The 19,371-nt window shown below is 69.9% G+C and carries 16 protein-coding genes and 4 pseudogenes; 7 read left to right on the top strand and 13 right to left on the bottom strand.

Annotated features, from left to right (window positions below):
* Window positions 1-139 precede the first annotated feature (139 nt).
* Window positions 140-706, bottom strand: coding sequence for a GNAT family N-acetyltransferase (locus tag ACZ4WQ_RS36805; RefSeq protein ID WP_311724076.1), 567 nt, complete (start codon window positions 704-706; stop codon window positions 140-142).
* 116 nt (window positions 707-822) lie between these two features.
* Between ACZ4WQ_RS36805 and ACZ4WQ_RS36810 the strand changes: the two are divergent.
* Window positions 823-1,029, top strand: a pseudogene (locus tag ACZ4WQ_RS36810) (VOC family protein); the annotation flags it as partial.
* 289 nt (window positions 1,030-1,318) lie between these two features.
* Here ACZ4WQ_RS36810 and ACZ4WQ_RS36815 read toward each other — a convergent pair.
* Together ACZ4WQ_RS36815 and ACZ4WQ_RS36820 are read right to left on the bottom strand one after the other, a co-directional pair.
* Complete coding sequence (locus ACZ4WQ_RS36815; RefSeq protein ID WP_398375080.1) at window positions 1,319-2,905, bottom strand: multicopper oxidase family protein; 1,587 nt, start codon at window positions 2,903-2,905, stop codon at window positions 1,319-1,321.
* On the bottom strand, window positions 2,898-3,089 hold the full coding sequence (locus tag ACZ4WQ_RS36820; RefSeq protein ID WP_398375081.1) for a hypothetical protein: 192 nt from the start codon (window positions 3,087-3,089) through the stop codon (window positions 2,898-2,900). Before ACZ4WQ_RS36820 ends, ACZ4WQ_RS36815 begins: the two co-directional genes overlap by 8 nt.
* A gap of 74 nt (window positions 3,090-3,163) precedes the next feature.
* Between ACZ4WQ_RS36820 and ACZ4WQ_RS36825 the strand changes: the two genes are divergently transcribed.
* Complete coding sequence (locus ACZ4WQ_RS36825; protein WP_398375083.1) at window positions 3,164-3,790, top strand: LysR substrate-binding domain-containing protein; 627 nt, start codon at window positions 3,164-3,166, stop codon at window positions 3,788-3,790.
* 38 nt (window positions 3,791-3,828) lie between these two features.
* Here the strand turns inward: ACZ4WQ_RS36825 and ACZ4WQ_RS36830 are convergent, their stop codons facing one another.
* Window positions 3,829-4,179 carry a hypothetical protein gene (locus ACZ4WQ_RS36830; RefSeq protein WP_398375084.1) on the bottom strand — a complete coding sequence of 117 codons (351 nt, stop codon included), beginning with the start codon at window positions 4,177-4,179 and terminating at the stop codon, window positions 3,829-3,831.
* Here ACZ4WQ_RS36830 and ACZ4WQ_RS36835 point away from each other — a divergent pair.
* Complete coding sequence (locus ACZ4WQ_RS36835) at window positions 4,170-4,787, top strand: hypothetical protein (protein WP_398375086.1); 618 nt, start codon at window positions 4,170-4,172, stop codon at window positions 4,785-4,787. The genes ACZ4WQ_RS36830 and ACZ4WQ_RS36835 overlap by 10 nt on opposite strands.
* Before the next feature lie 282 nt (window positions 4,788-5,069).
* Here the strand turns inward: ACZ4WQ_RS36835 and ACZ4WQ_RS36840 are convergent.
* A pseudogene (locus tag ACZ4WQ_RS36840) lies at window positions 5,070-5,647 on the bottom strand (helix-turn-helix domain-containing protein); the annotation flags it as partial.
* A 1,504-nt stretch (window positions 5,648-7,151) separates the two neighbouring features.
* Here ACZ4WQ_RS36840 and ACZ4WQ_RS36845 point away from each other — a divergent pair.
* Window positions 7,152-7,388: pseudogene (locus ACZ4WQ_RS36845) on the top strand (GNAT family N-acetyltransferase); the annotation flags it as partial.
* Between the two features lie 84 nt (window positions 7,389-7,472).
* On the opposite strand, the gene ACZ4WQ_RS36850 reads toward ACZ4WQ_RS36845, so the two are convergent.
* From ACZ4WQ_RS36850 to ACZ4WQ_RS36875, 6 genes and pseudogenes are all read right to left on the bottom strand, one after another.
* Window positions 7,473-8,237, bottom strand: coding sequence for a class I SAM-dependent methyltransferase (locus tag ACZ4WQ_RS36850; RefSeq protein WP_398375088.1), 765 nt, complete (start codon window positions 8,235-8,237; stop codon window positions 7,473-7,475).
* Between the two features lie 130 nt (window positions 8,238-8,367).
* Window positions 8,368-8,667, bottom strand: a pseudogene (locus tag ACZ4WQ_RS36855) (transposase); the annotation flags it as partial.
* Between the two features lie 40 nt (window positions 8,668-8,707).
* Window positions 8,708-9,247 (bottom strand): GNAT family N-acetyltransferase, encoded by a 540-nt coding sequence (locus ACZ4WQ_RS36860; RefSeq protein WP_311724085.1) that lies wholly within the window; start codon window positions 9,245-9,247, stop codon window positions 8,708-8,710.
* Window positions 9,248-9,256: 9 nt separating this feature from the next.
* Window positions 9,257-10,402 carry an RNA polymerase sigma factor gene (locus ACZ4WQ_RS36865; RefSeq protein ID WP_468022748.1) on the bottom strand — a complete coding sequence of 382 codons (1,146 nt, stop codon included), beginning with the start codon at window positions 10,400-10,402 and terminating at the stop codon, window positions 9,257-9,259.
* 8 nt (window positions 10,403-10,410) lie between these two features.
* A complete protein-coding gene (locus tag ACZ4WQ_RS36870; protein WP_311724086.1) occupies window positions 10,411-10,818 on the bottom strand; it encodes a YciI family protein in 408 nt (135 codons plus the stop codon).
* A 63-nt stretch (window positions 10,819-10,881) separates the two neighbouring features.
* The gene (locus ACZ4WQ_RS36875; RefSeq protein WP_398375089.1) at window positions 10,882-12,873 is read right to left on the bottom strand and encodes an alpha-L-fucosidase; all 1,992 of its coding nucleotides are present in this window, start codon (window positions 12,871-12,873) and stop codon (window positions 10,882-10,884) included.
* 97 nt (window positions 12,874-12,970) lie between these two features.
* Between ACZ4WQ_RS36875 and ACZ4WQ_RS36880 the strand changes: the two genes are divergently transcribed.
* Together ACZ4WQ_RS36880 and ACZ4WQ_RS36885 are read left to right on the top strand one after the other, a co-directional pair.
* The gene (locus ACZ4WQ_RS36880; protein ID WP_398375090.1) at window positions 12,971-14,992 is read left to right on the top strand and encodes a family 20 glycosylhydrolase; all 2,022 of its coding nucleotides are present in this window, start codon (window positions 12,971-12,973) and stop codon (window positions 14,990-14,992) included.
* Window positions 14,993-15,437: 445 nt separating this feature from the next.
* The gene (locus tag ACZ4WQ_RS36885; protein WP_385338201.1) at window positions 15,438-16,616 is read left to right on the top strand and encodes a GDSL-type esterase/lipase family protein; all 1,179 of its coding nucleotides are present in this window, start codon (window positions 15,438-15,440) and stop codon (window positions 16,614-16,616) included.
* 84 nt (window positions 16,617-16,700) lie between these two features.
* Here ACZ4WQ_RS36885 and ACZ4WQ_RS36890 read toward each other — a convergent pair whose 3' ends face one another.
* Window positions 16,701-17,453 carry an SDR family NAD(P)-dependent oxidoreductase gene (locus ACZ4WQ_RS36890; RefSeq protein WP_311724089.1) on the bottom strand — a complete coding sequence of 251 codons (753 nt, stop codon included), beginning with the start codon at window positions 17,451-17,453 and terminating at the stop codon, window positions 16,701-16,703.
* Between the two features lie 253 nt (window positions 17,454-17,706).
* Window positions 17,707-18,300, bottom strand: a complete 594-nt coding sequence (locus ACZ4WQ_RS36895) for a TetR/AcrR family transcriptional regulator (RefSeq protein WP_311724090.1) — start codon at window positions 18,298-18,300, stop codon at window positions 17,707-17,709.
* Between the two features lie 79 nt (window positions 18,301-18,379).
* Between ACZ4WQ_RS36895 and ACZ4WQ_RS36900 the strand changes: the two genes are divergently transcribed.
* Window positions 18,380-19,303 carry an oxidoreductase gene (locus tag ACZ4WQ_RS36900; protein ID WP_311724091.1) on the top strand — a complete coding sequence of 308 codons (924 nt, stop codon included), beginning with the start codon at window positions 18,380-18,382 and terminating at the stop codon, window positions 19,301-19,303.
* Window positions 19,304-19,371 lie beyond the last annotated feature (68 nt).

Here is a 19,371-nt window from a genome sequence, read left to right on the forward strand (position 1 = left end):
GCACTCTGTAGACGCAGTACGCCCCCCGGAACTCATCGCTGGGCCGCTCCCTCCCGCCGGGACTTCCGGGAGCAACGGTCAGGACGTGCGGTTGGTCCCGGAGTCGCGGGAACGGGCCGGTCGGCTGGGCAGGGGGCGGCTACCGGGGCCGCTCCCAGTCGGTCCGGGTGAGGCCGTACTCGACTTCGCCGTGCTCGGAGCCTTCGATCGCCTCGGGCCAGTCCCCGGTGAAGTGCCGCAGGAACGACAGGCCCGACTTCTCCATCACCCGCCGGGATCGGGTGTTGACCGCCATGGTGTTCGCGGTGATCCGCTCGACCCCCAGGTCGGTGAATCCCTTGCTGGTCAGCGCCCGGGATCCCTCGGTGGCATACCCCTTGCCCCAGGCGGTCTTGTTCAGTCGGTAGCCGAGTTCGACCACGGCGCCGCTGTGTTCGTCCAGGGGGCAGAACTCGAACCAGCCGAGGAACACTCCGGTGGCTTTTTCCTCAGTGGCCCAGTAGCCGCGGGTGCCCCAGCAGGGGTAGTCGTGGAGGAGCCGGGGCAGGGTCTGCCGCTGGATCGTCTCGCGGCTGGCCGGCTTGCCACCGTTGATGAAGCGCATGACCTCGGGGTCGTCGTCCAGTGCGAAGAGGTGGTCGGCGTCGGCGTCGGCGTCGGTGAACGGGCGCAGCACGAGCCGTTCGGTTTCCAGGAAGGTATGCATGCCTCGATCTTCACTGCCCGGGGCAGGGGCCTGCCACTGGATATCGCCGCAGGCCGGTGGGGTGATTGTGCACGGAGCGAGGGGCTGCGGCGTTCGACCGGCAGGCCGGGTTCGAACTCAGCCCCAGCAGCGACCCACGGACCGGGAAGCTCCCACTGCACATCGATGTCAACGCGGCCGACCGCGACCAGGACGCCGAGCCGGCGCGGCTGCTCGCTCTCGGCGCCAGGCCCACCGACGTCGGCCAGACCGGCACCGTGAGCTGGCACGTCCTCGCCGACCCGGAAAGCAACGAATTCTGCCTCCTGCGCCCCCGGCGCCAGGCCGTAGTCCTGACCGACCTCATAAGCCGACGACTCGCCGCGCGATCCTGCTTGCTTTCGGACCGACCCTGACGCCGTGAGGTCGGCGCCGGGCACGTCGAGGTCGCGGGTGGCGGCGGGGGAGCCGAGGCGAGCGTGATGTCGTGGTCGGCACGGATCCGCGGCTTCAGACGTCGAGCGCATCGGCCTCGGTGGTGCCCAGGAGGTAGTCCTTGGAGAGCGAGGGGCGCTCGTAGGGCAGGCTGGGTGGGGTGCTGCTCGTGTCCATGATGTGGGCAAGCGGAGCGCCTCAGATGATCTCGAGGTTGGCCATCATTCCCATGTCCTCGTGTTCGGCGTTGTGGCAGTGGAAGAGGTAGCGGCCGCGGTAGCCGTCGAAGCGGGTGATGATCTCTGCCGATTCGCCCGGCCGCAGCGAGACGGTGTCCTTGAGGCCCGCGTCGTGGGGGAGTGGCTGCTTCCCGCTGCGCGAGAGCACCCGGAAGCCGACCAGGTGCAGGTGGACGGGGTGGTGGACGTCGGCGATCAGCCGCCACACTTCGACATCGCCGAGAGGGACGGTGACATCGGTGCGGGCGGGGTCGAACGGCCGCCCGCCGATCAGCCATCCGTGACCGCCGTGCATCCGCCCCGCGCGGAAGGAGAAGTCGCGTACCCGCGCGGCGTCCGACCGGCGCCAGGCCGGCACATCGTTCGACAGGACGCGCGGGATGCGGCTGCCGTCGGCGGCCTTGCGCGCGACCCGGAAGGCCATCACGTCGCGGGTACGGCCGGAGCCGAGCCGGTTGACGATCCTGACACGGTTGCCGACAGGGACGCTGGAGAAGTCGATGACCACGTCGTAGCGTTCGGCCGGCGCGATCGGCAGGGACCGGTGGGTGGCCGGCGCCGCGAGCAGTCCCTGGTCGGCGCCGACCTGGACGAGATCGAGCCGGCGGCCGTCGTCGGTGACCGCTTCGAGTTCGTAGTGCCGGGCGTTGGAGGCGTTCAGGATGCGCAGCCGGTATCGGGCCGCGTCGACCTCGTGCATGGGCCACGGGGCGCCGTTGACGAGGATCACGTCGCCGAGCACTCCGGCGACGTTGGCCTCGCGGACGCCCGGCTGCTTCCGCAGGGTGGGGTCGAGGGCGGGGTAGTGGAGGTGGCCGTGGTCGTCGAAGGCACGGTCCGCGATCACGAGCGGCAGCTCGCGCCGCCCCGCGGGCAGGCCGAGTGATTCCTCGGCGTCGTCGCGCACGAACTGAAGCCCGGCGAGTCCCCGCCAGATCGCGGGGGCGGTGAAGTCCATCCGGTGGTCGTGGTACCAGAGAAGTGTCGGCCGTTGGTCCATCGGAAACGTGTAGTCCCGCGTCAGCCTGGTCACCACCGCCCGCGGATCGTGCATCCCGCGCATGCCGTGCATCGTGTGGGCGGGGTCCGGCCAGCCATTGGGCAGGACGAGGTCGGTCGGGTATCCGTCGGAGCTCGGCGTGTTCCGTCCACCGTGCAGGTGCACGACGGTCGGTACGGGCAGCTCGTTGCGGTGCGTCACGGTGATCGGCCGGCCGCGGCGCGCCTCGATCGTCGGGCCCGGGAAGGTGCCGTTGTACGTCCACATCGGTGTCCTGACTCCGGGCAGGATCTCCAGGGCCGCCTCGCGCTGGGTGATCTCGTATCGATCGACGCCGCCCGAGGTGCTCACCGGCTTCAGCACGGACGGAAGCGGCAACGGCACCCGGAACGCGAGCGGCAGCGGTACCGCGCTGCGCAACTCGGCACCGGTGGCCGGCGGTCGGCGCGACAGCACGGCCGCGGCCGACAGCCCGGTGGCCGACATCAGCCCGAGCGCCCCGCCGAGGCCCAGCACCTGGCGCCTGTCCACGGTTGGCTCACGCACCGTTGGCCTCCTCACGGGAGACGGGCTGCCGCCAAACGGCGATGAACAGCACGACGAGCCCGACGATGGTCAGCACGCCCAGCGGAAGGTGCAGCCACAGCGCCCCGTCCAGCCCGGCGAAGTACTGCACCGTCTCGGCCGCCACCAGGGCCAGCGTGGCGAGGAACGGCCACGCCGGACGCAATCGAACGCTCCCTCGGAGAGCTCGAGGCGGGCAGGCGAGCCGTCGCGGAAGCCACCAGCGAGGGTGTGCGCACCGTGAGGCTGGCGTCGGAGACCTTCCTCACCCTCACCGGGCCGCTGGCGGCTTACAAGCGCGCGCATCCCTCCATCGAGATCGAACTCCACTGGTCGCCGGCTGAGGACATGGCCCGCCGCCTACGAGCCCAGGACGTCGATCTGTGCGTCGCCTCCCAGCCGATCGATGCCGGGGGCCTGGAGCGGGTGCAACTGCTCGACGATGCCGTCGGGGTGGCCACGCCACTTGATCACCCGCTGGCGGGCCGTGCGTCGGTGAGCATCGACGAACTCGCCGACCAGCCGTTCATCACCGCCCGCAAGGGGCACTGGCAACGGCGCCTGCTCGATCGGCTCTTCGCCGCACGAGGCCTCACGCCGAAGATCGTCTGCGAAGGCGACGAGCCCAGCGCCATCGCCGACCTGATCGGCGCGGGGCTCGGCATCGGTCTCGTCCCCGCCTTCGCCCGGCGTACGGCCACCCGTGCCCCGCTCGCCTGGATCGCCGTCGACAGTCCCGACTGCCGTCGCACCATCACCCTGTACTGGGGCGCCGACAGCCACCTGTCGACCGCCGCCCGCCTGATGCGCACCACGATCACCGGTTGGAACTGGAGCACCGCCGAACCACGAGAGAACCGCGGATGACGCGCTTATGGGCCGGGGCTATCACCCCGACGTCGCGGTCAGCCCGCCGCCCGCGGCCGGAGCTTGGCGGGGTTGCGGACGGCCCAGATGTGCTTGATCCGGCCGTCTGCGACGTCGAACGCGTACGCCGCCTGGGTGCCGCCGGCTCGCTGGACCATCAGACCGGGCCGGCCGTTGACCGTATGCTCCGGAATCGTCACGCCGTCGGCTGTCCTGCCGGCGACAACGACGATGTTGTGCGCGATCCGCTCGCCCCCTTCGATCGGGCGGAACGCGGCACGGACCAGGCTGCCGCCGTCTGCGGTGAAGGTGGCGCCGGGGGCTATTGAACGAGCGTCTCTGCGGCTTGATGTCCTGGCGCACCGGGTACCGCAAGCGTATGCGGGCATGGGGACAGGCTCTGTGGGCGGGGCGCTGGGAGGAGACTCTTCTGCGGCGGGTGGTACGGCGCGTGCTGGAGGGCGCAGAGCCGCAGCCGCGATGGGTGCCGCGGCGCGCGCTGACGGTGGTGTCGGCCGATATCGACGCCGCCGGCGGCGTCGGGGCGGTCTGGTTCGTGTGGCGTCCGAAGTCCGCGCGGGCCCGTGAGCACACCGTACTCCTGGAGTGGTACGACGATCAGTGGCAGTACGTGGGCGGCGGAAGTGGCCCGGTGAATGACACCGCCGACGTCGACGTCATCGAAATCCACAGCGGCGGGGGCGTGCGCAGCCTCACTCGCCGCCACGATCCACCACACTCCATCGCGACGGCCCCATGGATCAGCTGTGTCGAAGTCCACCTCGGGCAGGACGTCGGCCACGTCCTCATCGGCAACCGCCGGATCAAGGCTCCCGAGCAGCGCAAGCTCATCGCCGCCTGGATGTCTCCTCACGCCGACCGCGGAGCCCGTCCCGTCATTGTGGCTCTCGGGCATGACGGCTCCGAACTCTCCCGCATCGGCCCTTACGACGGCCTGGACACCCACACTTGGGCACAGCTTGAAGAGGAGTCGTAGCCGGTCCGCTGACTGCGTGGGTCGACCGGCGCGCCGCAGTACGCCAGGGCTGTTTCCGGCCGCCAGTGGATGCGGGATCGCCGAGTGCGCCGTCGGCGACGCCGTCCGGTTCGGTGAAGTAGACGGCGTACCGCCATCTGTCCGTGGGTCGGGACGGGACGGGGGCCGTCGGTGTCCCAAGGGTTGGCCAGTGCGGTTGCCGCTTGCCTGCCATGCGGGCACGGTACTGCTCGTGGTCGGGCTCACCGCTCACGCGGCGCTGGTCAGCGGCCGGCAGCCCCAGCGGATGCCGAGCGGGCCGAACTCGTCGAAGGCGAACACGCGGTCCGGGAAGCGGTCCGGGACTCCTCGGTGCGGTCGAGCTTGGTGTCGCGCTCCGGGTCGGGTGACTCTTTCCAGGTCTTGGTGCGCTGGAAGGTGATGCCGCGGCGGGCGAGCAGGCACCATAATGCCTCGCGGTTGATCCGGATCACGTGTCTGTGGAGGCGGCGCAGGTATGCGGCGAGCTTGCGGATGGACCAGCAGGTGAAGGGCTGGCCGAGTTTGGTCGGTCGGGCGGTGGCCGTCTGGACGACGAAGCCCTCGTCGTCAGGACTGAGCAGGCGGGGACGGCCTCCTGCCCACCGAGGGTCCAGGCAGGCCAGGCCGATCTCGCTGAACCGGTGGATCACGTCCCGGACGGTGTCCTCGTCGGCCTGGACCAACTTGGCGATCACCGGAACCCGGTTCCCGCCGGCCGAAGCCAGCAGCATCATCGCGCGCCGGTACCGCACCGAACTCGTGCTTCCCCGGCGCACGATCTGCTGCAGCTTCTGACCTTCCTGGTCGGTCAACCTGCGCACACGGACAGGCTCAGCCACCACACCTCCAGCGATGAGCCGAAGCTCAATAGTTGTCATCGGCAGAGCCGGATGACGTGGCGAATGGGACCGATCAAGACGCCCGACGATCACCCCACCTACCAAGCGCTCAAGCCGCTGCGCGACGCCCACGCCGAACGGCTGGCCACAGCGCTCCACGACGGCCAAGGACTTCGCCAGTGACTGTGGTCGGGCGGCCAGTCCGGCCGGTTTGATACTCGGGAAGTGTCTGAATCCCCGACCGCCGCACGGTCGGCCGGACCCGGGCCCCGCCCAGGGCTGTTGCGGTGTGTGCGGCCTCGCGAAAGAAGGCTCAGCGACAACTCACTGGATCAGGTCGGTGTGCGGATGCTCCGGAGATGCCGGGCAGACATAGAGCTCGCCAACTCAGTCGATTGAACGTCACCGGACACCCAACCTCTGGAACCGCCGACCCGGTAAACCTCCCCGGTCAGAGAACTAGCCATAAGGACCCGCAGGGGGGCGCAAGCCGGGGGCGGCCTCGCCTCGTCGCAGATGCTTGGTATTCGGGTCTACCTGGTAGATGTAGCCCGGCGCAATGTCGTTTGCGGGTACTACAACGGCCTCGAACTGGCTTATGTCGCGGCCGTTTCGGGCGGCGAGATCGAGTGCCTGCTCCCTGACTTTGTGGTCGGGGGTCACCGGGTTACCTGCCGAGTCAACGACGCGGTGCACATGAACGATGACCCCGGTCGCCGGGTGGTACACGACGCAGCACTTGACCGACTGGATGCCCCTCGCTCCCGTCGTTCCGTAGAACATGTCCATCGCTGGTGAAATTCGCGATTCCTGCCTTCGCGCTGCCGATCAGTCCACTCAGATTCCCGTAGGTGAAAATCGGCCTCGGCTGGTCAGGTACATTGAAGACTGTGGTGTGATCGGCATTGCCCCAGCCCCACACATTGAAGGACCACGAGTTGTCATAGCCCATGGCGCTGTCCTTTCTCGTTCCTCGAGCCACGGGTCAGGTTCGTCAGCACCACCGCGAGGAAGAAGACAACAACAAGCTGAACCGTCGCGTGAGCATCGCGCTATCGGCCTGCTGTAATGGTGGTGAGGGACGTTGTGCTGCCCCGGCCCCGGCCCGGGCCCGGGCCCGGTTCTGGTGCGTACGCCACTTGCAGAGTGACGAACTCGAGGAACCAAAGCGCTCGCCTCCAGTATTCACCGCATATCGGAACTGTGCATCCGCGCGCCTCGACCGGAGCTGTGTGTCGGGTGAACAGGCGTTGGTGCAAGGAGCGCACCTCGTCCTGGGCGAGGCTGAGAGGGGTGGCCTCGGGCGACAGGGCGAAGACGGCAAGGTCCTGCTGGCCGAACGCGAGGCTGGCCGATGCCGTGTGAACAGCTTGAATCCATCCGCATGCTCACTCAACCAAGGCATGGACCAGGGCTCCCCGCCGCCCTGCCTGCGGGTCGGCGGGGAGCACCCTCAGACGCGCCATGAAACTCGCCGTGCCGGCGGCACTGGAGCACGTCTACCGCCCGTGCCGCTGCTGGGAAACTGGGCCCGTACGCGCAGGTGGAACAGGCGTCGGGACGGGTGGTCGGGGCCACGGCCTACTGGGATCCGCGACTGTGGCCTACAGGAGACGGCCTGTGCGCGATCGAGGTTGCTTTCACCTGGCTCGCAGCCTCGGCCCAGGGCACGGGCGTGAACACTGAGGCAAAGTACTTGTTGTTTCGGCACGCGTTCGAGAACTGGGGAGTCGCGCGCGTCGCAAGGCCAGGCGGGTGCGGCAGTTCGGCCAAGGGAGCGTCTTCAAAGTCCCGTCTGCCCGGCGCTGTGTGGTGCGCACGCTCCCTAGGGCATTCCGGGAGGGACGGGCTCCGCGGTACCGCGCCGCGCCACGAACACGAACTCGCTGCCCGGCCGGTCGGGTGCGTCGCGTACGTCTTCGACGACGAAGCCGTGCTCGTGCAAGTCCCGCTCGACCTCCGTACGTTCGCGGAAGCGAAGTGTCGATTCCGAGGTCAGTACGTCCCCGTCCGCAGCGAACACGTGCGTACCCCGGAAGCTCACCAGCGGCAGGCTCACGTCCGTCAGCTCGGCCCAGGCCTCGACGTGACCGACGCCCGGGATGTCCGTCATGCGGTACGTGGTCTCGCGCGTCCACTCCGCCCATTCCTCCCACACGCGCTGCGCCGGATCGCGCGTCTCGAAGACAAGCCGCCCGCCGGGCCGCAGCGCCTCGTACGCGCCGCGCAGCGTCGTACGCCACGCCTGCGGATCGGCGATCGCCTGGGCGACGTTCCCGGTCATCGTCACCAGGTCGATTTGCATGGGCGGCAGGTCCCCCGCGTCGCCGTCGAGCCAGCGCACCCGCTCGGCGCCCGGCTTGCCACGCGCGACGTCGACGGACGCTCGCGCGGGATCGATCCCGGTGACCGTAATGCCGCGCTCGGCGAGCAGCAGCGCGAACACGCCCGTACCGCACCCGATGTCCAGCACGGACCGCGCGCCGAACTCTTCCGCCATCGCGAGATACGCGTCGAGATCGTTGCGGTCCGGATCGAGTGGGTCGTAGATGGCGGCGAGGCGCGGATGCCCGAACATTGCGTCAACCATGGAGGCGAACGTATGTGGCACCGAGCCCGTACGGCCACTGCTTTTTCGGGTTACGGCGCCAAGCGGGCGCGGCGAATTGCGCCGCTGATCCCGGCGCCCCCACCGGGCACGGCCGTACCGAAGCGAACCTCAGGAGCGAGGCGAAGGTGACGGCCGCTTGGTAGGACTCGGAGGTCTTGTCGTAGCGGGTCGCGATACCACGCCACTGCTTGAGGCGGTTGGAGCACGGTTCCACGACGTTGCGCCGTCTGTAGAGCTGCCTGTCGAAGCGGGGCGGGCGTCCGCCTCGGCTGCCGCGGCGGGCCCGGTTGCGCTTCTGGTCGGCCCGCTCGGGAACGGTGTGGGCGATGCCGCGCCGCCGCAGCCAGGTGCGTATCGCGCGGGAGCTGTAGCCCTTGTCGCCCAGCACATGAGAGGGCCGCAGCCTGGGCGCGTACGGGCGGGTACTCCCCGGGGGTTCCGTCACGAACTCAACTGGACGGCGTGACCGGGGACCACATGCCGAGCCACTGCTCGGCGCCCCATGCCTCGAACCGCTCTACCTCGGTGAACCCTAGCTTCGCGGCGAGGCGCATCGAGCCGACGTTGGCGGTCTGGGTGGTGAGCACCACCGGCTCGCCGGGAAGGACGCCGTCGAACCAGCCGAGTGCCGCCGCGCACGCCTCGGCGGCGTACCCGAATCCCCACGCCCGAGGCAGGAACAGGTAGCCGAGATCGGCCTTCCCCACGGCAGCCGGGCGACGGTGCCCGGTTGCTCTCCTGAGCAGGATCTGGCCGATCATCGCCCCTTCGAGATCAACGACGAAACTCCCGGGCCACCGCTCGGGCACCTCAGGCGTCTCGCGCTCAAGCTCGTCACGCGGGCGGGGACCGCCGACGTAGGTGTTCACCTCTGGCGAGGCGAGCAGCTCGATGAACGCCGCACGGTCCCGCGCCTCGGGCTCACGCAGCACGAGCCGCTCGGTCCTGATCGGCTCAGGCGGCCAAGCCACGAGTCCCAGATCCTCCATCCGCGCACGCTAACAGATGGTCAAACCGACCGAACGGGAAACGCCCAGCTTCCCGGCCTGCGCCCGCTGCCCTGCGGTGACGACCATCCCCATGAGCTTCTGCCCCTGCTCCCATACAGGGCGGGCTCGACCCCTGGCGGCTCCTTCTGCCCGGCGCTGTCCCGTCGGGCGCCGGCGGCATGCCGAGTGCGCCCGTGTGATCGTGGAGTCGCGCGGTCCGTCGGCCTCGCCGACGGCGACTGCGCGGTTGAGCCGGACGACCGGGCTGTCGGTCAGGCGTGTGAGCTCGTCGTACCACTCGACGATCTGTACCCAGTCGGTCTCCTCGGCGGTGGGCGCGTCCGCGTGGAGTGCCGCGATGGCGGCCTGGGCCTGGAACTCGCCCAGCCGGTCGCGGGCCAGGGCCGCCTGGAGGATCTCGATCCCCTCGGCGATCGCGGCGGTGTCCCACCGGCCGCGGTCCTGCCCGGCGAGCGGCACCAGGCTGCCGTCGGGCGCGGTCCGGGCGGCGCGCCGGGCGTGGTGGAGCAGCATGAGGGCGAGCAGCCCCGCGGCTTCGGGGTGGTCGATCGCGGCCGCGAGCTGACGGGTGAGCCGGATGGCCTCGGCGGCGAGGTCGACGTCACCCGAGTAGCCCTCGTTGAAGACCAGGTAGAGGACGCGCAGCACGGTGGCGACGTCTCCGGGCCGGTCGAACCGCACACCGGCGACGGTGCGCTTGGCCCGGCTGATGCGCTGCGCCATGGTCGCCTCTGGCACCAGGTAGGCCTGGGCGATCTGGCGGGTGGTCAGCCCGCCGACGGCGCGCAGGGTGAGCGCGACCGCGGACGCGGGTGTCAGCGACGGGTGGGCGCACAGGAAGTAGAGCTGGAGTGTGTCGTCCACCGTGGGCGCGGGCCCGGGCGCCGGTTCCTCGTCGATACGGTCCTCGCGTCGGCGGCGGGCGGCGTCCGCCCGGGCGGTGTCGAGGAACCGGCGCCAGGCCACGGTGACCAGCCAGCCCTTCGGATCGCGCGGGGGGTCGGTGGGCCAGACGCGGACCGCCTCGATGAGCGCGTCCTGCACGGCGTCCTCGGCCGCCGCGAAGTCTGCTCCGCGGCGGACGAGGATTCCGAGCACGCCCGGCGTCAGGCTCCTCAGCAGGGCATCGTCCATCGGTGAGGTCATTCCGTGATGGTGGGCGGCTCGGCCAGGAACGGGCGAACCTCCAGCCATTCGTGGATCGGCTCCCCGCCCGCCCCGGGAGCCGCCGACAGCTCCCCGGCCAGCTCGACGGCGCGTTCGTAGCTGGCGACGTCGATCACCATCCAGCCGGCGATGAGATCCTTCGTCTCCGCGAACGGGCCGTCGGTGACCGGCGGGCGCCCTTCACCGTCATACCGGACGAACGTCCCCTCAGGGGCGAGCGCCTGGCTGTCGACGAACTCACCGGTCTCCTCGAGCCGGTCCGCGAAGTTGCGCATGTACCGCACATGCGCCGAGACCTCCTCCGGCGTCCACCGCTCCATCGGCACATCGTTGACCGGCGCCGGGGCGCCGCGGTAGTGCTTGAGCAGCAAGTACTTGGCCATCGTGTTACTCCTTGGTGCTGGTGCCACCCATTGTGGTCACCTTCACCCCGGGGACGAAGCCGGCTACGGATTCTCGACATCGCCGCCCGATTTTTTTGGGGTGGTGGGTGTGACCGTGCGATACAGGCCCACGGTTGCCAGCTGTGGCGTGGCGCGTGCGGCCTGGACACGGACGCGGATGCGGTCGGTGCGGACGGACGCGTCCAGTCGCAGGATGCGGCTGTACCCGATGGTGGTGCCGCTGGCTGCCTGGGTCCAGGTGGTGCCGTTCCAGGTGTCGATGGCGAATTCTTCGATGCGCTGGCCGCGGGTGATGTTCTCGCGGAGGAGGATCTGGTCGAAGGTCTGCGCCTGGGGGATATTCAGGGTGACGCTGCCGGTGGTGGCCTGGCCGGCGGGGGACCAGCCGGTGGACAGGTCCTCGTCGGTCAGCGCGGCGCCTGTCGCATCCTGCTGGGGGGCGAGCAGGTTGGTGCGGTAGGTGTCGCGGATGGCTGTGCCGAAGGAAGTGAGATGGGCGAGGTCGCTGTCGGCGATCCGCCCGTTCGTGCCGGGCGGCGCGTTGAGCAGCATCACGGCGTTGCGTCCGACGGATTGCTGGTATTTGCCGACGAGCTCGGCCGCGGACTGGGGCTGTTCGCCGGGGTGGTAGAACCAGCCGGGCCTGATCGAGGAGTCCGCCTCGGCGGGGAACCACTGGAGATAGCGCACATCGGGCCGGGCGAGGACCGTGCGGGAGCCGATGTCCTGGGCCCATGCGCCGCCGGGGATCAGCCCTTCGTTGTGTGCCGTGTCCGGGTCACCGGTGGCCGGTGTGACGCTCCACTCGCTGGTCCGCGCCACCCCCGCCTCGTTGCCCACCCACCGGGTGCCCTGCGGGCCGGCGAAGACCACGGTGTCCGGCGACAGCGCCTTGATCATCTTGAACCAGGTGGTGAAGTCGTATGTTTCGCTGATCCCTGAGCCCGCCCATGGGTTGGCGCCGTCCAGCCACAACTCGTCGATCGGCCCGTACTGGGTGAACAGTTCGTAGAGCTGGTTCAGGTAGTAGGCGTTGTAGTCGTCCGCGGTGACGTCGAAGACCGGCAGGGTGCCCTGTGCCACGGCGCGGGTGCGGTCGTCCCCGGGGACCAGGGTGGGGATCGTGCGTGCCGTGGGTTTGCTGGAGTCGCCGTACCGGCCGTGGCCGGCCGGGCTTGCGGGCGCGTCTTCCAGCGTGGCTTTCTCGGCGGTCGAGCGTGAGCCGGCCGGTTTGGCCTCGATGGCCGGGATATAGGTGTCACGGTGCCATGCGGGAGGCAGTTCGGCTCCGTCGGAGGGGGACAGGTAGACGCCGACCCGCAGTCCCGCGGCGCGGGCCGCGCTCACGTATGTGCCGAGGATGTCCCCGCCCTGCCGCTCGCAGCCCGCTTTCCGCGCCCGCCAGTACGCGGCGGGGTCGGTGTCACGTTCGCGTTCGGCCGCGGTCCGGGCGGCGGTGGCCTCCTCGGCCCGTTCGCAGCCCGTGGTGCTGACCCACCAGGGGCTGGCGATCACGGAATGGCCGCTGTAGCGGGTGGGGTAGAGCACGAAGCCGTCGTGGTGTTTGGCGGTGAAGATGACCTGTTTGGCGCCCATCCCCCGGTACGCGCGCATCCACTGGGCCACGTCGACGTCCGGCGGGGCGAAGCGTGATTCCTTCTCCATGCCCGAGCCCCACTCGCGGTCGGTGAAGGTGTTCATCCCGAAGTGGGTGAAGCCGATGATGCCGCGCTGCTGCCAGGCCACCTGGGAGGGGCGCGGCACGATGTTCGCGGCCTTCTCAATGATGCGCGCGGGGCTGTCGCACTCCTCCACGGCCATGACCGGCGCCGGCGTCACCGGCTCCTGGCACCCCGCGGCGCCGCCCGCCGCCGTTTCGGTCGCGGTGGCCGCGGTGGCCGCGGTGGTCGCGGTGGTCGTGGTGGTTGCTGAGGCTGCGGGCGGTAGGGCCGCTAACCCGGTCAACGCCGTGATCGCGGCGGCGGTCAGAGCGCTGCGCAGGGAACTTTTTCTCGAGTACGGGAACAGATTCATCGGATGTGTTCGCCTCTCGATGCCTGGACACCGGTCACGGCCGACGAGCCTAGTAACCGTGTCCACGGCTGGGAAGTGGGTAACAACCCTCATGCCCATGGACACAGTGATCCAACGACTGCGCTCCACGCGCGGACGCCCCCGCTGGGCCGTCTGCCTCCTGGCCACCCTGGCCCTGGCCTTGTTCGTGCCACCGGCCCTGCCCGCGTCGGCACTCACCCCCGCGTCCGCTGCCGCCCGCACCCCCGCCACGCCCCAGGTGATACCGGCCCTTGCCGGGTGGACCGCCGGCACCGGCACCCTCCAACTGCACCAGGGCTCCCGCATCCTCGCGCCCGCGACCGGGCAGGCCCAGGCCGATGCGGCCACGTTCGCCGACGACCTGGCCGGCGCGACCGGACTGAGACTGCCCGTGGTCACCGGACAGGAGCCCCGCTCCGGCGACGTGGTCCTGCGCCTGGACCCCGGCGCCGGAGACCTCGGCACGCAGGGATACGAACTTCTCGTCTCCGACACCGTACGGGTCACCGGAGCCACCGCCGACGGAGTCTTCCTCGGCACCCGCACCGTGCTACAGATGCTCAACGGCCAGACCCAGACCGTGCTGCCGCGCGGCCGGACCGTCGACGTCCCCCGGTACGCAGAGCGCGGCGTGGGAGTGTGCGCCTGCTATATCCACATCTCGATGCCCTGGTTCGAGCGGCTGATGCGGGAGATGTCCTATCTCAAGCTCAACCAGCTGTGGATCGAGGCGAAAGTCGCCAGCGACGACTATCCGAAGACCAAGTTCTGGGGCTACTACACCAAGGACGAGATACGACAGCTCTCGGCCATGGCGAAGAAATACCACATCACCCTCATTCCCGAGATCAACTCCCCGGGACACATCGACCCCTACCTCCAGAACCACCCCGAACTCCAGCTCACCGACTCCTCCGGCACCCCCTCGCCCTCGCGGCTGGACATCACCCGGCCCGAGGCCTACACCTTCTACACCCGGCTCCTCGACGAGGCCCTCACGGTCTGGGACACCCCCTACTGGCACATGGGCGCCGACGAGTACATGCTCGGCTCCGACTACGCCGCCTACCCCCAGATCGCCGCCTACGCGAAGGCCAAATACGGAGCATCGGCCACTCCTCAGGACGCGTTCATCGACTTCGTCAACCGCGTGAACACCCACGTGCGGGCCGGCGGGAGAACCCTGCGGATCTGGAACGACGGACTGACCGGCGACAACACCATCCCTCTCGACTCGAACATCGACGTCGAGCACTGGACCCCCGAGGCAAAGCAGCCGCCCTCCGCGCTTCTCGCCCAGGGCCACCAGGTCATGAACTCCGCCTACTCCCTCTACCTGATCCGCGGCGGCTCGAAAATGAGAACCCAGGCCCTGTACGACAGCGACTGGACACCCCTGCGCTTCGAAGGAGAGACACTCACCGGCCCCCAGCCCCGGGTCACCGGCGCCAAGATCACGATGTGGCCCGACTTCGCATCCGAACAGACCGAAAACGAAGTCGAGACCGACGCGTTCATGCCGCTGCGCTTCGTCGCCCAGACCACCTGGGGCAGCCCCAAACCCGCCCCCACCTACACCGGTTTCGCCGAACTCGCCGACCGGCTCGGCCACGCCCCCGGCTGGAACAACGTGACACGCCTCCCGCTGAAGGACGGCACCTACGCCCTCACCCTCCCCGGCACGGCCAAGCGCCTGACCACGGCGGGCACCACGGAAGGTGCCCCGGCCAGGCTGGCGGCCGACCCCGACGCGGCTTGGGCCCTGTCGGCGACCCCCGACGGCTACTACCGCATCCGCGCGGTCCGCGGCGGCACCACCACCGGCAAGTGCCTGGACATGGCCACCGGCCGGCGCTACCTCGGAGCGCCCCTGGAAGCAGGCGCCACCATCACCCAGCAGACCTGCTCGGACAACACCCGCACACAGCGCTGGCAGCTGACCGCCACAGACGGAACACTCACCTTGGTCAACGCCATCTCCCAACTCGCCCTCGCCGACAACGCCGACGGCCTGGCCGTACAGATGCCCCCGGACACCCGGACCCCGACCGCGCTGCGCCCGGTGGCCGGAAAGCGGAAATCCGCCCACGATCACTGACATCGTGGATACGGGGAACGCGAACTGCCCGCCGACTCCCCAGCGCCGACAACAGGCGATGTGAACAACGATTTTCGCCGCCGGAGGGACGGACCGCGCCTCATCCGTCCCTCCCGCGGCCACCACCGCCGCCTCCCGCGGCCACCACCGCCGCCTCCCGCACCACTCCCAGCGTTCCGGCGGCGGTGAACTCGGCGATGAGTAAACCTTGCCTAAAGCTATTAGGCGATTGCATTATGGTTGTCGCCGCATAGGGGGAGGGTTATGGTTAGAGCCGAGCCGACCCCGGACCGTCTGACGGGACACACGCCGTCCGGCTGTTTGGGCAGCGTCTTCCACGGCTACGTCGGCCTGGAGCCGGCCGGAGGGCCGCCGGAGGAGGTTCGCCGCGCCGCGCGGCGGCGCACATGCACAATCCGGAAATCTTGATCAACAGGCTGAAGCGATGAAGACCGAGCACGACACGATCACCACACCCGTCACCGCCGACATCCTGCGCGGTCATCTCGACGTGGAAGCGACCGCGCACGGTCTGCTCCCGCATCGGCTGCCCGCCCGGGCGCGTCGGCAGATCCCTGACGACCAACTGGCCGTGGCCGAGGCCCAGCCCTCCGGCGTGCGGCTGGTTTTCCGTACCCGGGCCACCACGATCGAACTGGACACGCTGCCCACCAAGCGGATCTACCGAGGTTTCCCGGCCCCGGCGGACGGCGTGTACGACCTGCTGGTCGACGGCCGTCTCGCTGCTCAGGCCACGGTGGCCGGCGGTAATGTGCGCATGATCACCGACATGGTCACCCAGTCCTCCGAGTTGTCGGAGGGGCCGGCCCGCACCGCCCGGTTCACCGGGCTGCCGGCGGGTGACAAGGATGTCGAGATCTGGCTCCCGCACACGGAGATCACCGAGCTGATCGCCCTGCGCACCGACGCCCCAGTCGAGCGGGCGCCGGACAGCGGGCGCAGGGTGTGGCTGCACCACGGCAGTTCCATCAGCCACGGCTCGAACGCCACGCATCCGACCGCCACCTGGCCGGCCCTGGCAGCCGCCTTGGGCGGAGTGGAGCTGGTCAACATGGGGTTCGGCGGCGGCGCGTTGCTGGACCCGTTCACCGCCCGCGCGATGCGGGACACCCCCGCGGACCTGATCAGCGTCAAGGTCGGCATCAATATCGTCAACTCCGACGTCATGCGCCTGCGCGCCTTCGCCCCCGCGGTCCACGGCTTCCTCGACACCCTCCGCGAGGGACATCCGGCCACGCCGCTGCTGCTCGTGTCCGCCATCCTGTGCCCGGTCCAGGAGGACACCCCCGGCCCCCTCGCGCCCGACTTCGACGGGGGCACTCTGCGGTTCAGGGCGACGGGCGATCCGGCCGAACGCGCCGCCGGGCGCCTGACGCTCAACGTCATCCGCGACGAACTCGCCCGGGTCGTCCACCAGCGTGCGGCCGACGACCCGAACCTGTACTACCTCGACGGCCGCGACCTGTACGGCGAGGGGGACTATGCCGAATTCCCGCTGCCCGACGAGGTCCACCCCGATCCCGCAGGACACCGCCGCATCGGCGAGAACTTCGCGCGGCTCGCGTTCGGCGATGGCCGCCCCTTCGCCAACGTAACCGGCTGACCAGACGGGTTCCCGCAGTTCCCGCGCTCGGGCAGCCCGGTCCGGTTCGACCAGCCGACCGCCGTGCGGTGTCCTGGCGGGAGGTCAGACGGCGGTGCGGCCGCCGTCGACGGGCAGTACGGCGCCGTGGACGAAGCTTGCCGCGTCGCCGGCCAGGTAGGCGATCGCCTCGGCGATCTCCTCCGGCTCGGCCGGGCGGCCCGCCGGGGCTTGGGCGGCCAGCGCGCCGAGGTCCTCGCCCATGCCCGCCGTGCCTTCCGTCCGGGCGGGCCCGGACCGGACGGCGTTGACACGGACCCCGCGCGGGCCGTACTCCGCGGCCCACGCCTTGGTCAGAAGTTCCACGGCCGCCTTGCTCGACCCGTACAGGGCCATGCCCGGCGCCCCGTAGGCGGCCACCTGGGTGCTCACGTTGACGATAGCGCCTGTGTTGCGCTCGGCCATGGCGGGCGCGAGTTCCGCCACCAGGTGGAACGGCGCCTTCACATTCAGCGCGTAGACGGTGTCGATCTCACTCTCGGTCGCCTGCTCGGTGGGCCCGAAGGGGTAGATGCCCGCGTTGTTGATCAGGATGTCCACCCGGCCGCCGCCGAGCTCCATGGCCCGGCGCGCCAGCTGCCGTACCGACTGCGCCTGGCCCAGCTCGGCGGCGATGAAGTCGGCCCTGCCGCCGCGGTCGCGTATGGCGGCGACCACGGACTCGCCGCGGGAGGCGTCCCGGCCGGCGACCAGCACATGCGCGCCCCGCCGGGCCAGCAGCGCCGCAGTGGCGGCGCCGATGCCGCTGGTCGCTCCGGTGACCAGGGCCACGCGTCCGGTCAGATCAAGAGAACCCATGAGGTCGTCCTCCGTATCGGAGAGGTGAGGGCCGGGTGCGGCGGTGCCGCACCCGCTTGCCCGTCAACTCCTCCGCGAGCCGACGTGCCTGGAACCGCCCCCTTCCACTGTGCGATTCCGGCCGCCCCATCGGCGATTCCTGGAGCGACCATCAGCGCAGCCGCCCTTTTCCGCCGCCGTGGCCTTCGCAGCCAAGGCCGACCTTGACCAGGGCCGACCTTGACCAGGGCCGACCCGCTCGTCCCGCACGGTTCTAATCCGGCTCGCAGCCGCGCAGGAGGGAGGCGATCACGTCGTCCAGTCCGTGCTCGGCCACCTGTGGTGGCAGCATGCCGCTCACGCTCAGGCCGGCGTAGCCGTGCAGCCCCGCGAAGAGAGGCAGAGCGACCCGCTCCAGGGGCCCCTCGCGCACCTCGCCCCTGCGCTGCCCGTAGCTGATCAGTTCGAGGAGCCGCTCCGACCAGCGGTGGGCTGTCGCCCCCAGCGCCTCTGATGCCTCCGGGCAGTGCTTGACGGAGAACATCAGATCAAGCAGCGCGGCGTTGTCCACTGCGAAGCCCACGTAGGCGCGAGCAGCGGCATCCAGCCTCTCGGGGAACGACTCGCCGGCACCCTCCTGGGAGTCCGCGATGGCCTCGGCGAGCCGCTCGAAGCCGGTCCGCGCCAGGGCGTCCAGGAGGTCCTGCTTCGCCTTGAAATGGCGGCTGGGCGCGGCGGGGCTCACCCCGATGTCACGGGCCAGTTCCCGCAGGGACAGCGCGCCCGCTCCCCGCTCGCGCAGGGTCTGTTCGGCGCGGGCGAGCAGGGCGGCAGGGAGGTCTCCATGGTGGTAACGGCGGTTCTTCATGCCCTCAGCCTAGCCCGGTGTGAGCAACGCCCACATTGTAGTCGTTGCAAACATTGTGGGCACCGCATACATTGAGGGCATGGCAAAGAACGCGAATACACAGCCCTGGACCATCAGTGACATTCCCGACCAGAGTGGCCGTACGGCCGTCGTGACCGGCGCCAACAGCGGGCTCGGCCTCGCCACCGCCAAGGCACTGGCCGGCGCTGGTGCCCACGTGGTGCTCGCCATACGGGACCCGAAGCGCGGCGAGGACGCCGCCGCGAGCATGAACGGCAGCGTGGAGGTACGCCGCCTCGACCTGGCCGACCTCTCGTCCGTGCGCGAGTTCGCCGCCGATTGGGACGGCGACCTGGACCTGCTCATCAACAACGCCGGCGTCATGAACATCCCGGAGGGCCGCACCAAGGACGGCTTCGAGATGCAGTTCGGCACCAACCACCTGGGCCACTTCGCCCTGACCAACCTGCTGCTGCCGCGCATCACCGACCGCGTGGTGACGCTGTCCTCCGCAGCGCACAAAACCCCGGGAAGCCCTCGCATCCACTTCGACAATCTCGACCTGACCGGCGAGTACAGCCCGATGGCCGCCTACAGCCAGTCCAAGCTCGCCAACCTGCTCTTCACACTGGAGCTCCAGCGACGGCTCACCGAGGCGGGCTCGCCCGTACGCGCCCTGGCCGCGCACCCCGGCTGGGCCGCCACCAACCTCCAGGGCCACGACGCCAGCCTCCTGCGCGGCCTCTTCATGCGTCTGGGCAACCGGCTCATCGCCCAGGACAGCCAGGCCGGTGCGCTGCCCACGCTGTACGCCGCGGTCCAGGATCTGCCCGGTGGGAGCTACGTCGGCCCCGACGGCAGGCTCGAAATGCGTGGCGCCCCGACCCTGGTCGGCCGCTCGCCCGCTGCCAGCGCCCCCGTCACCGCCCGTCGCCTGTGGACCGTCTCCGAGGAACTGACCGGCGTCACCTTCCCTCAACCCGCCACCACGGCGCGCGGCTGAAAACCCGGGCCGGGATCACGGCAGTCTTGTGGGCTACGAAGCCCACAAGACCGCCTGCGCCGTAGGCG

It is taken from the genome of Streptomyces sp. NPDC028305 (genome assembly GCF_055569495.1).

Excerpts from the sequence above, each read along its gene's own strand:
- ACZ4WQ_RS36805 (WP_311724076.1), bottom strand. The coding sequence starts at position 706 with ATGCATACCTTCCTGGAAACCGAACGGCTCGTGCTGCGCCCGTTCACC.
- ACZ4WQ_RS36835 (WP_398375086.1), top strand. The coding sequence starts at position 4,170 with ATGCGGGCATGGGGACAGGCTCTGTGGGCGGGGCGCTGGGAGGAGACT.
- ACZ4WQ_RS36830 (WP_398375084.1), bottom strand. The coding sequence starts at position 4,179 with ATGCCCGCATACGCTTGCGGTACCCGGTGCGCCAGGACATCAAGCCGC.
- ACZ4WQ_RS36850 (WP_398375088.1), bottom strand. The coding sequence starts at position 8,237 with ATGGTTGACGCAATGTTCGGGCATCCGCGCCTCGCCGCCATCTACGAC.
- ACZ4WQ_RS36860 (WP_311724085.1), bottom strand. The coding sequence starts at position 9,247 with ATGGAGGATCTGGGACTCGTGGCTTGGCCGCCTGAGCCGATCAGGACC.
- ACZ4WQ_RS36865 (WP_468022748.1), bottom strand. The coding sequence starts at position 10,402 with ATGGACGATGCCCTGCTGAGGAGCCTGACGCCGGGCGTGCTCGGAATC.
- ACZ4WQ_RS36870 (WP_311724086.1), bottom strand. The coding sequence starts at position 10,818 with ATGGCCAAGTACTTGCTGCTCAAGCACTACCGCGGCGCCCCGGCGCCG.
- ACZ4WQ_RS36875 (WP_398375089.1), bottom strand. The coding sequence starts at position 12,873 with ATGAATCTGTTCCCGTACTCGAGAAAAAGTTCCCTGCGCAGCGCTCTG.
- ACZ4WQ_RS36880 (WP_398375090.1), top strand. The coding sequence starts at position 12,971 with ATGGACACAGTGATCCAACGACTGCGCTCCACGCGCGGACGCCCCCGC.
- ACZ4WQ_RS36885 (WP_385338201.1), top strand. The coding sequence starts at position 15,438 with ATGAAGACCGAGCACGACACGATCACCACACCCGTCACCGCCGACATC.
- ACZ4WQ_RS36890 (WP_311724089.1), bottom strand. The coding sequence starts at position 17,453 with ATGGGTTCTCTTGATCTGACCGGACGCGTGGCCCTGGTCACCGGAGCG.
- ACZ4WQ_RS36895 (WP_311724090.1), bottom strand. The coding sequence starts at position 18,300 with ATGAAGAACCGCCGTTACCACCATGGAGACCTCCCTGCCGCCCTGCTC.
- ACZ4WQ_RS36900 (WP_311724091.1), top strand. The coding sequence starts at position 18,380 with ATGGCAAAGAACGCGAATACACAGCCCTGGACCATCAGTGACATTCCC.